Annotated in this window: 12 protein-coding genes; 5 read left to right on the top strand and 7 right to left on the bottom strand. The window is 60.9% G+C overall.

Annotation, left to right across the window (positions count from 1 at the left end; genetic code table 11):
• Positions 1 to 146 precede the first annotated feature (146 nt).
• The 4 genes from FY112_RS34785 (at position 147) to FY112_RS34770 (ending at position 4,725) form a co-directional block, all read left to right on the top strand.
• Complete coding sequence (locus FY112_RS34785) at positions 147 to 1,544, top strand: murein hydrolase activator EnvC (RefSeq protein ID WP_151520382.1); 1,398 nt, start codon at positions 147 to 149, stop codon at positions 1,542 to 1,544.
• Positions 1,534 to 2,856, top strand: a complete 1,323-nt coding sequence (locus FY112_RS34780) for a S41 family peptidase (protein ID WP_131719601.1) — start codon at positions 1,534 to 1,536, stop codon at positions 2,854 to 2,856. The genes FY112_RS34785 and FY112_RS34780 overlap by 11 nt, the downstream gene beginning before the upstream one ends.
• Before the next feature lie 76 nt (positions 2,857 to 2,932).
• Entirely contained in the window at positions 2,933 to 4,129 is a 1,197-nt protein-coding gene (locus FY112_RS34775) for a divergent polysaccharide deacetylase family protein (RefSeq protein WP_131719602.1), read from the top strand.
• A 62-nt stretch (positions 4,130 to 4,191) separates the two neighbouring features.
• Entirely contained in the window at positions 4,192 to 4,725 is a 534-nt protein-coding gene (locus FY112_RS34770) for an RNA pyrophosphohydrolase (RefSeq protein ID WP_017962585.1), read from the top strand.
• Between the two features lie 134 nt (positions 4,726 to 4,859).
• Here FY112_RS34770 and bfr read toward each other — a convergent pair whose 3' ends face one another.
• From bfr to FY112_RS38370, 5 genes are all read right to left on the bottom strand, one after another.
• Positions 4,860 to 5,345 (bottom strand): bacterioferritin, encoded by a 486-nt coding sequence (gene bfr / locus FY112_RS34765; protein WP_003543950.1) that lies wholly within the window; start codon positions 5,343 to 5,345, stop codon positions 4,860 to 4,862.
• Complete coding sequence (locus tag FY112_RS38375) at positions 5,311 to 5,709, bottom strand: (2Fe-2S)-binding protein (protein WP_017962586.1); 399 nt, start codon at positions 5,707 to 5,709, stop codon at positions 5,311 to 5,313. The genes bfr and FY112_RS38375 overlap by 35 nt, the downstream gene beginning before the upstream one ends.
• Positions 5,710 to 5,831: 122 nt before the next feature.
• The gene (locus tag FY112_RS34755; protein WP_151520381.1) at positions 5,832 to 9,296 is read right to left on the bottom strand and encodes an error-prone DNA polymerase; all 3,465 of its coding nucleotides are present in this window, start codon (positions 9,294 to 9,296) and stop codon (positions 5,832 to 5,834) included.
• Positions 9,293 to 10,738: a DNA polymerase Y family protein gene (locus FY112_RS34750; protein WP_281040834.1), complete on the bottom strand. Its 1,446-nt coding sequence runs from the start codon at positions 10,736 to 10,738 to the stop codon at positions 9,293 to 9,295. Before FY112_RS34750 ends, FY112_RS34755 begins: the two co-directional genes overlap by 4 nt.
• A 10-nt stretch (positions 10,739 to 10,748) precedes the next feature.
• Positions 10,749 to 11,693: a hypothetical protein gene (locus FY112_RS38370; RefSeq protein ID WP_017962589.1), complete on the bottom strand. Its 945-nt coding sequence runs from the start codon at positions 11,691 to 11,693 to the stop codon at positions 10,749 to 10,751.
• A gap of 161 nt (positions 11,694 to 11,854) precedes the next feature.
• Here FY112_RS38370 and FY112_RS34745 point away from each other — a divergent pair, with 161 nt between their 5' ends.
• Complete coding sequence (locus FY112_RS34745) at positions 11,855 to 12,292, top strand: metallopeptidase family protein (protein ID WP_003543974.1); 438 nt, start codon at positions 11,855 to 11,857, stop codon at positions 12,290 to 12,292.
• A 100-nt stretch (positions 12,293 to 12,392) separates the two neighbouring features.
• Here the strand turns inward: FY112_RS34745 and FY112_RS34740 are convergent, their stop codons facing one another.
• Both FY112_RS34740 and FY112_RS34735 read right to left on the bottom strand, forming a co-directional pair.
• A complete protein-coding gene (locus FY112_RS34740; protein ID WP_017962591.1) occupies positions 12,393 to 12,599 on the bottom strand; it encodes a DUF1737 domain-containing protein in 207 nt (68 codons plus the stop codon).
• Positions 12,599 to 13,519, bottom strand: a complete 921-nt coding sequence (locus FY112_RS34735) for a CoA ester lyase (RefSeq protein ID WP_151520380.1) — start codon at positions 13,517 to 13,519, stop codon at positions 12,599 to 12,601. Before FY112_RS34735 ends, FY112_RS34740 begins: the two co-directional genes overlap by 1 nt.
• Between the last annotated feature and the right edge of the window lie 61 nt (positions 13,520 to 13,580).

Here is a 13,580-nt window from a genome sequence, read left to right as displayed (position 1 = left end):
ATCGCAATGTCACGCAGCCGTGTTTTGCTAGGCAGCCCGTTCTCCTTCAAACTTTCTGGCAAAGCGCACCAAATCAGCTTAGTCTCCGCGCGATTTGAGAAAGTGCCCCAACACGCATGACGAGAGCATCCACCAGGCGACACCGCATGATCCTGCCGGCTATCGCGGCCAGCGTCGGTGTGGCGGTGATTGTCATGTCGGCAAATCCGTTCATCGTCCGGGCGCAGGATGCCGCGCCCGAGCCGGCACAATCCGCACCGCAGCCGGCAGCCGAGCCGCCGCCCGATCCGGCAGCCGAACTTGCCGCCAAGCGTGACCAGACCCGTGCCGAACTCGAAACCCTGTCGAAGACGATCAACCTCTCCACCGACAAGGTGAGCGCGCTTCAGCAGAGCATCACCGATCTCGAAAAGAGCACGGAAAGCATCCGCCAGGCACTAATTGACTCCGCCGCCCGCCGCAAGACGCTCGAAAAGCAGATCCTCGAAAGCGAGAAGAAACTTGCCGATCTCGGCGTCAAGGAGGATGGCATCCACCGTTCCCTGCACGAGCGCCGCGGCCTGCTGGCCGAGGTGCTGGCAGCGCTCCAGCGTATGGGCCGCAACCCGCCGCCCGCTTTGCTCGTCACCCCCGATGACGCGCTCGCCTCCGTGCGCAGCGCCATTCTGCTCGGCGCAGTCGTGCCCGGCATCCGCAAGGAGACCGACAAGCTTGCCGCAGACCTCGCAAGCCTCGCCGCATTGCAGACCGCAAGTACTGCCGAGAAGACTTCGCTGACCGCGACGATGACTGATGGCATCGAGGAAGAGCGGCGCATGGACCTGCTGCTTGCCGAAAACGACAAGCTCAGCCGCAGCAACGCCGCCGAACTCGAGGCCGAACGGAAACGCTCCGAGGAGCTGGCGGGCAAGGCGACGAGCCTTGAAGGCCTGGTCGACTCGATGGAATCCGAGATCGCTTCGGTGCGGGACGCCGCCGCTGCGGCCCGTCAGGCCGAGGAGAACCGCAAGCTGCTGACGGACGAGCAGCGCGCCCAGGCCAAGGCGCTCGCCGACAGCGGCGTGCCCGATAAAAACCGCATTGCGCCCGCATATCCCTTCGGAGAATTGAAGGCGAAATTGGAGGTGCCCGTTACGGGCGATATCCTGCGCCAGTTCGGCGATGCCGACGGCACCGGGCACGAGGCCATGGGAATGACGGTCGCCACCAATCCAGAGACAGTGGTGACGGCGCCTGCGGATGGTCTGGTGGTTTTCGCCGGCGCATTCCGCAGTTACGGCCAGATGATCATCCTCGACGCGGGCGATGGATACCACCTGGTTCTCTCGGGAATGGATACGATCAATACCCGTCAGGGAAAATTCGTTTTCTCCGGCGAGCCGCTTGCCGTGATGGGCGCGAAAAGAGTGGCAAGCGCAACTGCATTGGCGCTGGAAACGAACCGGCCAACGCTTTACATTGAATTTCGAAAGGACGGTAAACCGGTCGATTCCCGGCCGTGGTGGACCGCCAAAGACACTGGAAAGGCACGCAATGATTCGTAGGGCTTCTCTTGTTCTGGTCGGCGCATTGATGGGTGCGACCGCAATGAGCGTCATTTACTCGGCGGGTGTGCCGGCGGAAGCGGCCGGATCCTCGACCTACAAGGAACTTTCGGTTTTCGGAGATGTCTTCGAGCGTGTGCGTGCGCAATATGTGACGCCGCCTGCGGAAGACAAGCTGATCGAGAACGCCATCAACGGCATGCTCTCCTCGCTCGATCCGCATTCGAGCTACATGAATGCGAAGGACGCCGAGGACATGCGCACCCAGACCAAGGGTGAGTTCGGCGGCCTCGGCATCGAAGTCACGATGGAAGATGAACTGGTCAAGGTCATCACTCCGATCGACGATACGCCTGCCGCCAAGGCCGGCGTTCTCGCCGGCGATTACATCTCCGAGATCGACGGCCAGTCCGTGCGCGGCCTGAAGCTGGAAGACGCAGTCGAGAAGATGCGCGGCGCCGTCAACACGCCGATCAAGCTGACGCTGATCCGCAAGGGTGCCGACAAGCCGATCGAGCTGACGATCGTTCGTGACGTCGTCGCCGTCCAGGCAGTCAAGTCGCGTGTCGAGGACGATGTCGGTTATCTCCGCATCATCTCCTTCACCGAGAAGACCTATCCCGACATGGAAAAGGCGATCAAGAAGATCAAGGACACCGTTCCGGCCGACAAGCTGAAGGGTTATGTCCTCGACCTGCGCCTCAATCCGGGCGGTCTGCTCGACCAGGCGATCAACGTCTCCGATGCCCTGCTGCAGCGTGGCGAAGTCGTTTCGACCCGCGGCCGCAATCCCGATGAAACCCGCCGCTTCAATGCCGGCCCGGGCGACCTGACGGATGGCAAGCCGGTGATCGTGCTGATCAACGGCGGTTCGGCTTCCGCATCGGAAATCGTCGCCGGCGCTCTTCAGGATCTGCGCCGTGCCACCGTTCTCGGCACGCGCTCCTTCGGCAAGGGCTCCGTCCAGACGATCATCCCGCTCGGCGAAAACGGCGCGCTGCGCCTGACCACGGCGCTCTACTATACGCCGTCGGGCCGCTCGATCCAGGGCACCGGCATTGCCCCCGACATCAAGGTCGAGGAGCCGCTGCCGCAGGAACTGCAGGGCAAGATGGTGACCGAAGGCGAATCCAGCCTGCGCGGCCACATCAAGGGCCAGAGCGAGACGGACGAAGGTTCGGGCTCCGTTGCCTACGTCCCGCCGGACCCGAAGGACGACGTTCAGCTAAACTACGCGCTCGACCTTCTGCGCGGCAAGAAGACCGATCCGGCCTTCCCGCCGAACCCGGACAAGGCCGTCGTCGCCAAGTAATCGATTACGTCAAGGCCGGGCACTCGCTCGGCCTTGACCCTTTCTGCTGTTTCCCGGTTTTGGAGCGGGCGAAAAATTGGGAACGGACCTGCATGCGCCTTTGGGCCGCAACCGCAAAACCGGCCGCCGGCGCCCAGGTGTCCTGCGCCTCGGTCGTATCGCCGCCAGTCTTTGCCTTTTTGCGATAGGCGGCTTTTCCCTCTATACGGCATTTCGCGGCGATGGGCTCGAACGCGCCAAACCGCCGGCGGACGAACAAGCCGCAACACCCCCTGCCAATACTCCTCAGCCGCCGACGGCCACCACGGGCCAAGCGGCGGACGGTATGCTCCGCGCCGACCCGCGCTCGGGCGCCAATGTCGAGCAGATGGTCACCGGCGACGGCTCGGTCGTCACCAAATACAGCCCTCGCCCGCGCGACGGCGGCGGGCCGGTGCTGGTCGACGCCATGCAGATCGGCCAGGATCCGCGCATGGCGGCCCAGCCCAATGAAGCACTGCTCGAAGAGACGCCTTTTGGCAGGCTGCCGATTATCGGCCCCGATGGCCGGCGGCCGATGGATCAATATGCGCGCCCCTCGTCCGGCGCGCGTGGCGTCCGCATCGCCATCGTCGTCAGCGGCCTCGGGCTCAGCCAGACCGGAACGCAGCGCGCCATCGCGGAATTGCCGGAAGAGATCACTTTCGCTTTTGCCGCAAGCGGCAACAGCCTGCAGCGCTGGATGCAGGAGGCCCGCCGCGGCGGTCACGAGATCCTTCTCCAGGTGCCGCTCGAACCCTTTGATTACCCGGCGAACGATCCAGGCCCCGAAACGCTACTGACCACGAAACCGGCCGCACGCAACATCGAGAACCTGCACAAGGCGATGGGCGAGATCACCAACTATACCGGCGTCATGAATTATCTCGGCGGCCGTTTCCTGTCTGATCCCGCCGCCATGGAACCTGTCATGCGCGACATCGGCAAGCGCGGATTGCTGTTTCTCGACGACGGCACATCGGCGCAGTCGAAGACGGCGGCGATCGCCAAGGGAACCGAACTGCCCTATGCCTTCGCCGACCTGCAGCTCGACGGCCAGCTCGATATCAACGCCGTCCTGAAGAAGCTCGACGAGCTCGAGCGCATCGCCCGCAAGAACGGCCAGGCGATTGGCGTCGCTTCGGCTTTCGATGAGAGCGTTGACGCCATCGCCAAATGGAGCGAGGAGGCCACGATGCGCGGCATCGAGATCGTCGGCGTTGCCGCCCTTTCCAACGACCCCAAGAATCCTTGAAAGTATCCTTGAGATGGGTCCTTGAGAGTATCCTTGAGAAGAATCCCAGAACGGAGAAGAAGATGAGCCAGGCGACCGTGAAAGCCGAGGATCTGCCCTACCGCCCCTGCGTCGGCGTGATGATCCTGAACCGCGATGGCCTCGTCTGGGCGGGGCAACGTATCTCCGACGGCAATTCCGAATATGACGGCTCGCCGCAGCTCTGGCAGATGCCGCAGGGGGGCATCGACAAGGGCGAGGATCCATTGGACGCCGCCTACCGCGAGCTTTACGAGGAGACCGGCATCAAGACGGTAACCCTGCTTGCAGAAGCGAGAGATTGGATCAACTACGATCTGCCGCCGGCACTGATCGGTATCGGGCTGAAGGGGAAATTCCGCGGCCAGACGCAGCGCTGGTTCGCCTTTCGCTTCGACGGCGACGACAGCGAGATCGCCATCAACCCGCCGCCTGGCGGCCATGAACCGGAATTCGATGCCTGGGAATGGAAGCCGATGCAGCAACTGCCAGGGCTGATCGTCCCCTTCAAGCGCGCCGTCTACGACCAGGTGGTGGCCGAGTTCCAGCACTTGGAAACACTTCAATCGGAAGACTGATCACGGCGGGATGATCGCTTCCGTTTGTGCTCGGCAACGATGCCTCCGAAGAATGCCGACCGCACCGATTCGCGTTCAACGGTGTCAGATCGGGCACACCGGCCGCCATAGGCGGCCGGCCTCTCGTTCGAATATTATTCGGCTTCGTTGGCGGAATCGGCATTGAGCTGGCCGTATTTGCTCTCGCCTATTTTCTCGAGCAGGTCGATCTGTGTTTCGAGGAAGTCGATATGACCTTCCTCGTCCGCCAGCAGCTCCTCGAAAAGTTTCATGGAAACATAGTCGCCGGCGTCATGACAGATATCGCGCGACTTCTTGTAGGCCGCGCGGGCGTCGTACTCGCCGGCAAGATCGGCTTCCAGAACTTCTTTGACGTTCTGGCCGATGCGCAGAGGTGCAAGGGTCTGCAGATTGGGATGGCCTTCGAGGAAGATGATGCGTGCAACAAGCCGGTCGGCATGGTGCATCTCTTCGATGGATTCGGCGCGCTCCTTCTTGGCGAGCTTGGTGTAACCCCAGTCCTCAAGAAGACGATAATGAACCCAGTATTGGTTGACCGCACCGAGTTCGAGGAACAACGCCTCGTTAAGCCGCTCGATGACCTTTTTGTCGCCTTTCAATGTCCGCTCTCCTGTTTTCCTCATGGAATTGTTTCAAGCGGGACATGAAATCAAATATTTCGGCCTCCGTCGAGTGGCGACGGGCGTGATATTCCTCGGTTGTCTGGATAATGAGGTCGACGACGTTGGGGAAACAGCCGCAGCAGCGGCCGCGTTTTTCCATGGCGTGGTAGACTTTCGCAGGCACGATAAGCTGCCAACAGTCTTCATCGAGAAGGTTGGTGATAACCTCCCGGATTTCTTTATCGGTTATGTAATTGCAGCTGCAGACAAGCACGTCTTCATTCCAAACATGACACTGACTATCGTGTTTTCTGCTAAAGAAGATGGTGGCTGTCAAGAAAAAATTCGAGCCCCGCATCATTGAATAGCGGTGTCCGGTGAGGCCTTCATGCATATCGTCCGGGATTATGCAGCGGTTTCAGGGTGATGACGCCATAAGGCAATTGAAGCGCGCCGCATGGTCTTGATCGATGCGATGCATTTTTAATGAAAGTTGCGTCCGCGCGGCATCACCTGAGCGGTTTCCGCCGCGCCCGCATGGCGGCCCGAGGCAACCACCCGTTTTTCCAGCTCGGCCCTCTCCTGCGCATTTACAAGCTTTTTCTGCCGCTGATCGGCACCCGGCCTCAGCACCTCGTCTGCCCGCTCGCAGACGCCGAAACGCCGGGCCTCGCGTTGCAGGATACCGAGCGCCGGCGTCATGTCCTCGATATGCTCGACGACGGTATGGATCACCCCGCTCTGGCTTTGCAGCCTGCCGCGGATTTTCACCAGCCGGGCGCCCATCACGACCGAGCGGTATTTGTCGAACATTTTCGACCAGACAATCACATTGGCCACGCCGGTCTCGTCTTCCAGCGTCATGAAGATCACACCTTTGGCCGAACCCGGCCGTTGGCGCACCAGCACGAGGCCCGCGATCGTCACCCTCTTTCCGTTCGCGACCTTCAACAGATCGACATTGCGTGTCACACCGGCCTTGCGCAATTCCTCGCGCAGGAAGGACAGGGGGTGCGCCTTCAGCGACAAAGAGAGATAACGATAATCCTCGATGACCTGCTCTCCGGGCAGCATTTCCGGCAGCTTTGCCGCAGGCTCGATCTGGAGGTCGACATGACGGACCTGCTCGAAAAGCGGCAGCTCCTCGGCAGCACTCTTCACATCCAGCGCCCGCACCGCCCAGAGCGCGTCGCGTCGCGATAGTTTGAGGGATTGGAATGCATCCGCATCCGCCAATCGCTCGATGACGGATTTCTGCAGACCCGACCGTAGCCAGAGATCGCGGACCGAGCTGTAGCCTTCGCCTCGATTGCTGACGAGCCGTTCCATATCGTCTGTCGAAAGGCCCTTGATCTGCCGGAAACCCAGCCGCACCGCATGCCGGGTCTTGATGATCTCGCGCATCTTGTCATGCCGGAAATCGATGGCATTCCGATCGAAGGTAGCTTCTTCCAGACCGCAATCCCAGTTCGATTCATTGATATCGACCGGCAGGATCTTGACCCCGTGCTCGCGTGCATCCCGCACCAGTTGCGCCGGTGCATAAAACCCCATCGGCTGGGAATTCAGCATCGCCGCACAGAAAACGTCGGGATAATAGGCCTTGAGCCATGAGGAAGCATAGACGAGCAGCGCGAAGGAGGCGGCATGGCTTTCAGGGAAACCGTATTCGCCGAAGCCTTTGATCTGGTTGAAACACTGCTGCGCGAATTCCTGGGCATAGCCCTTTGAGACCATTCCGTCGATGAACTGCTTTTCGAAGTTACCAATCGTACCCGTTCTCTTGAATGTTGCCATCGCTCTGCGAAGCTTGTCGGCTTCCGCCGGCCTGAATCCTGCTGCGGTAATGGCGATCTGCATGGCCTGTTCCTGGAACAAGGGCACGCCGAGGGTTCTTTCCAGAACAGTTTCCAGCTCCTTGCTCGGATATTCGATCGGAATGTTCTTGGCCCGCTGCTCCCGGCGCTTCAGATAGGGATGCACCATGTCGCCCTGGATCGGACCCGGCCGCACGATCGCCACCTCGATGACGAGGTCGTAGAATCGCGTCGGCCGGAGACGCGGCAGCATGCTCATCTGCGCCCGGCTTTCGATCTGGAAGACCCCGAGCGTATCGGCCCTGCCCATCATCTCGTAAACTGGCTCGCCTTCGTTCCCATGTTCCTTATTGCCAAGGTCTGCGAGCGTCTTCTTCACATCGTAATGCAATTCAAGCAGCGAAAAAGCCTTTCGCAGGCAGGTCAGCATGCCGAGTGCCAGCACATCCACCTTGAGGATCTTGACGTTGTCGAGGTCGTCCTTGTCCCACTCGATCATGTAGCGATCCGGCATCGCCGTCTTCATGATCGGCACCACCTCGTCGAGCCGGTCCCGCGTGATGACGAAGCCGCCGACATGCTGGGTGAGGTGGCGCGGGAAGCCGAGAAGCTCGGAGGCATATTTCAGCACGTTCCGCGTCACCGGATCCTTGACGTCGAGGCCGGCCGCCTTGGCATCGCGTTCGGAAAGATTGTCCTCCGACCACCCCCAGACGAGACTGCTGATCGCCGACTGGACATCCTCCGACAACCCGAAGGCCTTGGCGACCTCTCGGCCGGCCGAACGGGTGCGGTAGGTGGTCACCCCCGCCGTCAGTCCCGCATGTTCTCTTTTGTAGTTTTTGTAAATAAACTGGATGACCTCTTCACGCCGGTCATGCTCGAAATCGACATCGATATCCGGCGGTTCGTCGCGATCCATCGAAATGAAGCGGTCGAAGAGCAGTGTGCTCTTTTCGGGATCGACTTCCGTTATCTCGAGACAATAGCAGATGACCGAATTTGCCGCCGATCCGCGCCCCTGGCACAAGACCTTGAGTTCATAGCGGGCGTGCTGGATGATCCTGTGCACCGTCAGGAAATAGGAGGCATATTTCTTATCCCCAATGAGTTTTAGTTCATAATCGATCTGTTGCGCCACCTTGGGCGGGATACCCTCGGGATAGCGTCTTACCGCTCCCGCTCTCGTCAGCCTTTCGAGAGTCTCCTGCGGCGTTTCGCCGGGATCGTTTTCTGGCGGATAATTGTGCTCCAGTTCCTTCAGCGAAAAGGTCAAACTGTCGAAAAATACCTGCGTATTCTCGACCGCATTAGGATAGTCCCGGAAGATCCGGGCCATTTCACGTGAATCCTTGAGGTAGCGTTCGGCATTCGGCGCCAGCAGGAAACCGGCTTGCGCTATCTGTACATGCTCCCGGATCGCGATCACGACATCCGAAAGCGGCCGGCGTTCGGGGTGATGGTAAAGCGGTTGGTTGGTGGCAATCAGCGGCACACGATTTCGAGCAGCAAGCATGGCAAGCACCGCAAAGACCTGCCTGTCGCGGCCGTCATAGGCTGGCGCCAGCGCCATAAAAAAAGCCTTGCGGAAGCGTCTGCGAAACCGTTCCAGGTAATCTTCCAGCGTCGACTGAGCCGCCTGATGATCGACAAGGGTGCGATCGGGAACGAGGGCAAGCATCATTTCGTCCCCCCATTCCATGAATTCCGCTTCCGTCAGAATGCAGCTTCCCTTGACCGCTTCCTCCTTCAGATTGCCGGCGCTGAGAAGGCGGCAGAGGTTTGCCCAGCCTCGCCGGTTTTGCGGATAGGCAAGGATATCAGGCGTTCCGTCGCAAAAGACGAGACGGGCGCCTGGTTGAACCCGGATAGGATCGAGGATGACCTCCATTTTTCCTTCCTTCTTCGCTTCGGCCAGAATCTCATCCCTGTTCTTGTATCTCTCCTCAAGCTGCTCCGCCTGCGCATGCGCCCGCACCACGCCAGCAACCGAATTCCGGTCCGCTATGCCGAGGCCACCAAGCTTCAGATAAGCGGCCTGTACGACCATCTCTTCCGGGCCAGAGGCACCTTCAAGAAACGAGAAATTCGTCCTTGTGCCGATCTCGAAGAATGCGCGCGTGGCTGTCATGCGAACACGCCATGCATGAACCAGCGAGGCTCAAGCTCCTGACCATAAAAGCCCCGCCGATAGATCCAGAAGCGATGTCCGGTCTCATCCTCGATGCGGAAATAGTCACGCGCCTCGGCGTCATCCCCATCGATCCACCACTCCATGGCAATCCGTTCCGGCCCTTCGCTTCTTGCCACCTGATGCTGCATCCGCCGCCAGCGGAAGATCTGCGGCGGACCATCGGGCACTTCGGCAAGTATGGTCTCGACGGGCTCCGGCGTTGCAAAGAGCCGCAGCGGGCGCTCTTCGCGGAAAGGAAGCTGGATGTCCTGCGCGGCCTTCCGCCTGGGAAGGCTCTCCATCACAGGAACCGTGATGACGGCGCGTTCCGGCACATGGCTCTCGCGGAGCTGGAAGCTTTGCAGGCAATCCGCACCAAGCCGGGCCGAGACTCGGTCGACGAAGGCCGAAAGCGAGATCTCTCCCTGGCGGTCGCCCTCGAAATCACCCTGCGTCTCATTGAAGGGATCGTGCCGCAACACATTCAACCGCAGGATCTCGAAACCATAGCCGGCATCGAGATCGTCATAGACCGCCTGCAATCGCTCGGAAAAAAGCCCGGCGATGAACTTTGGTTCGCGAAGCGGCTGTGAAGCGCCGACGGAGATACGAAAGACCCTGCCGTCGACGCGGAACAGAACCAGTTCGAACACCCGCCCACCAGCCCCCCGCGCCTCCAGCGACGGCTGCAGCGATAAGGCGACCTGCCTGGTGACGGCAAGGATCTGCTCTTCCGTCCCGATGGGCTCGATCAGCCGGCTTTCGGCCGAGAGGCTGGCAACAGGACGTCGGGGCGAGACCGGCTCCTCTTCACGTCCCAGCGCCTGATCGAGACGCAGAAGCAGCTCCGGGCCGAACCGGCGGGTCAGCGGCGCCCGCGGCGCATCGATGACGTCGCCGACATATTTCAGACCGAGTTTCTTCAGGGCATCGACGGTTTGTCCTTCCAGTCGCAAGGCTGCAACCGGCAAGGACATCAGCACATGTTCCGTCTCTTCGTCCTCGATCACCCCGCCTTGCCCGAAGCGGGACGCGGCCCAGGAAAGGCCGGGTGACGATGAGATCGCGCCGCGGGCATCGAACCCCATATGAAAAAGCCGCGACAGCACATCCCTAAGAAGCGCCTTTTCACCGCCGAAAAGATGGGCGCAGCCGCTAATATCGAGAAACAGGCCGTCCTTGCCGTCGAACGCCACCAGCGGCGTATAACGGTCGCACCAGTCGGCAATTGCCTCCAGCAACCGGCGGTCGGCCGCCGGATCCTCTTCCGCGACCTCGAGCATCGGATACATGGCGCGCGCTTCGGCAACGCCCAGCTCCTTCTTCAACCCCAGCCTCTCGGCCAACTCGTCCAGTGCCGTCAGCCGCATGGCATTGTTGAGCTTGCCGGAACAGACGATAGGCGGCGTCTCAGGACGCCCTTTCGAACGCCAGGAGAGCCCCCATCGCCTGCGGGCGATACGGTCCGTTGGCAGATGCGGGAAGCTGAGCGCCAGAATGCGCTGACTGTTCGCCTGGAGGACGAACGAGGTTTGGTTCGGCGACAGGGAAAAATTCGCGTTCATGGGGATTCCACTCCAGAAGAAAGGACAGCGGGGCCGGATTGCGGCTCTTCTCCAGCGTCAGACGGAAAATTGGATTGCCGATGCTGCCGGAAAGTTTCGATCCATCCGGCAACGGCCGCAGAGCGGACGGGGCCGGTTCGACATGCAGACGCAAGGCCGCACTGCTTGCCTCCTCCGCCCCGGCCTGACGGACAAGAAAGAGCGGACGGCGGGCAGCATGCGCCCTGAGGCTAAGCCTGCGGCTTTCGGTCAGGCCGAAATGGGCAGGATTGCCCCGTACTTCGAAGATGACGGCCGAGAAGGCAGCGCTTTCCACCGCGGCCTCCGCCAGCCAGAGCGCCTCGTCCAGCTTGCGTGGCGCCGCATGGAGAAACCGCTCCGGGTTTAGGCCGAAATCCCGAAGCCCGGGGGCATAGGGACGACCGGCCTCCAGCGTGCCGACGGCATCGCCGATCCAGAGCAACGGCAGAAGGCGGCCGGCATCCGCTTCCTGTTTTTGCAGCCGCGCGGCAACAGCCATCGCCAGCCCGCTTGCAGCACCGGCATCGCGAGACAGAGCGGAACGGAATTCGGTGATCGCATCGAGCGGCAAGCCGCCTTCCAGCGCCCCGTCGAGAAACTCCACCCCAAACGGCAGGGGCGGCAGCGTGCGCTCCTGGCGGGCCTTACGTCCTTCCGCCAGGGCTTCCCGTTCCGCTGCGGCAAGCGCCGGCGCGGGCCTTCCCTCCAGTCTGGCAATGGTTTCGCGGAGCGCAAAAAGCCGCTCGCGCGCCAGGGCGTGCTGCGCCATGGCGTTCTCCGATCCGTCTTGTTCCTGTTATGTTCTTATAGATTCCAGAGAGCTAATGAAGAGTCAACGGCCATTTTCTATGAAAATATTCCTGCCTTTGATTCCGCACTCGAAAATCGGCGATAAAGGTTCTATATGGGCCCGCAAAGGAAGGAATATTCATGGCCCGCATAGACCAGAGCGATGATTGGCGGGACCGCCATGCGCCGACGATCAGCGCCTTCGAGTCGCTGGCGATGGAGGCCTACAGCCATCTCCCGGATGAATTCCGCCAGCTGACGACCAACCTCACGATCGAGATCGAAGATTTCCCCGATGACGACGTTTTCGAGGACATGGCGCTGGAAACCCCTTTCGATCTGCTCGGCCTTTTCGAGGGCAGGGGCATTTCCGAACGTTTCACGGTGGAAACCGGCGAGATGCCGAACCGCATCCGCCTCTACCGCCGTCCCATTCTCGACTACTGGGCTGAAAACGACGAAACGCTCGGCGACATCATCACCCACGTCCTGATCCACGAGATCGGCCACCATTTCGGGCTGAGCGACGATGACATGGAGCGGATTGAGGCAAGCGCCGAGGAAGCCGCCGAACGATAGAGCGCCGCGCGTCCAAGGACGCGCTAAGGACGCTCTATCACTTTCAATCACGCATAACCCCGAAAATCGATTACGATTTTCGGGGTTATGCGCTAAAACCTCACTGCTCGGAGAGCTTCATCTCAGGATCGTAGTCCTTGCCTTCGACATGTTTGACGACGGCCTGGCCGCACTGCATCGCGCCGGTTGCGGCATTGAAGGCATAGGTCGGTGAGCCCTCCAGCGACCAGCCCTTGTTGAGGGCGGCGGTGACCTTATGGCAGAAGGAAGCATCGTCGGGACCGGTCAGGAAGCGGTAGAGTTTCATCACATCGTCTTTCGTGCTGCAGCCTGGCGGGCTGCGATCAGGCGGGCTTTATGGACCAGACTTTCCGCCTGGACAAGATGCAGCCGCTCGACCATCCGCCCGCCTGCATTGATGACGTTCAGCCCATCGGAGGCGGGGTCGGCAAAGGCTGATATGATCGCCTCCGCTTCCGCAATCGCTGCCGGATCCGGACCGAAATGGCGGTTGGCGGGCTCGATCTGCGCCGGATGGATCAGCATCTTGCCGGCAAAGCCCATGGCCCGGCCCTGCAGACATTCGGCATCGAAACCCTGTTCGTCCCTGAAATCGTTGAAGACGCTGTCGATCGCATCGAGCCCATAGGCACTGACCGCAAGGACGACCTGCATCAGCCAGGGCGCGAGATAGCTCCGCCCCGGCTGCGGCAGCACGCCGGTTTCCTTGCGCAGGTCGTTGAGCCCGACGACGAGACAATCGAGCCGTGAGCCCGCCGTGCGCCCGGCTTCGGCGATGCCAGCCGCATTCAGGATGCCGCGTGGTGTCTCGATCATCGCCCAGATGCGCAGATCTTCCGGTGCATCGGCCTCGGAGAGAAGGTCACTGAGCGCCATGACATCCTGCGGTTCGTCGACCTTCGGCAGCAGCACGGCATCGGGACCAAGCGCCGTCACCAGCTCCATGTCCGCCAAGCCGAAATCGGTGGACAGACTGTTAATGCGGATGATCCGCTCCTTGCCTTGGAGCGGCCGAGCCGAAAAGAAATTCCTCAGGGTTTCCCGTGCTTCCACCTTCTTTTCCGGCGCCACGGAATCCTCGAGATCGAAGATCACCGCATCGCAATCGACAGCATGGGTTTTTTCGAGGGCGCGGGGGTTGATGGCAGGCACGCTCAACACCGAACGGCGCAGGCGGGCGGAGCGGGTCGTGGGGTTTCGGCTCATGGCGAATTAGTGCCAAGCTTTGAAAGCCGAAGCAAGCAGCCCACCCCAGAACATCGAGCAG

Source organism: Rhizobium sp. PEPV16 (assembly GCF_008919455.1).
Taxonomy (GTDB): Bacteria; Pseudomonadota; Alphaproteobacteria; order Rhizobiales; family Rhizobiaceae; genus Rhizobium; species Rhizobium leguminosarum_Q.
The sequence above is the reverse complement of the archived record's forward strand: the minus strand, read 5'-3'. Positions and strand labels throughout refer to the sequence as shown.

Bases quoted from the DNA above. Each gene is read 5' to 3' on its own strand.
- FY112_RS34785 (WP_151520382.1), top strand. From the start codon at position 147: ATGATCCTGCCGGCTATCGCGGCCAGCGTCGGTGTGGCGGTGATTGTC.
- FY112_RS34780 (WP_131719601.1), top strand. From the start codon at position 1,534: ATGATTCGTAGGGCTTCTCTTGTTCTGGTCGGCGCATTGATGGGTGCG.
- FY112_RS34770 (WP_017962585.1), top strand. From the start codon at position 4,192: ATGAGCCAGGCGACCGTGAAAGCCGAGGATCTGCCCTACCGCCCCTGC.
- FY112_RS38375 (WP_017962586.1), bottom strand. From the start codon at position 5,709: ATGATGCGGGGCTCGAATTTTTTCTTGACAGCCACCATCTTCTTTAGC.
- FY112_RS34755 (WP_151520381.1), bottom strand. From the start codon at position 9,296: ATGACAGCCACGCGCGCATTCTTCGAGATCGGCACAAGGACGAATTTC.
- FY112_RS38370 (WP_017962589.1), bottom strand. From the start codon at position 11,693: ATGGCGCAGCACGCCCTGGCGCGCGAGCGGCTTTTTGCGCTCCGCGAA.
- FY112_RS34745 (WP_003543974.1), top strand. From the start codon at position 11,855: ATGGCCCGCATAGACCAGAGCGATGATTGGCGGGACCGCCATGCGCCG.
- FY112_RS34740 (WP_017962591.1), bottom strand. From the start codon at position 12,599: ATGAAACTCTACCGCTTCCTGACCGGTCCCGACGATGCTTCCTTCTGC.
- FY112_RS34735 (WP_151520380.1), bottom strand. From the start codon at position 13,519: ATGAGCCGAAACCCCACGACCCGCTCCGCCCGCCTGCGCCGTTCGGTG.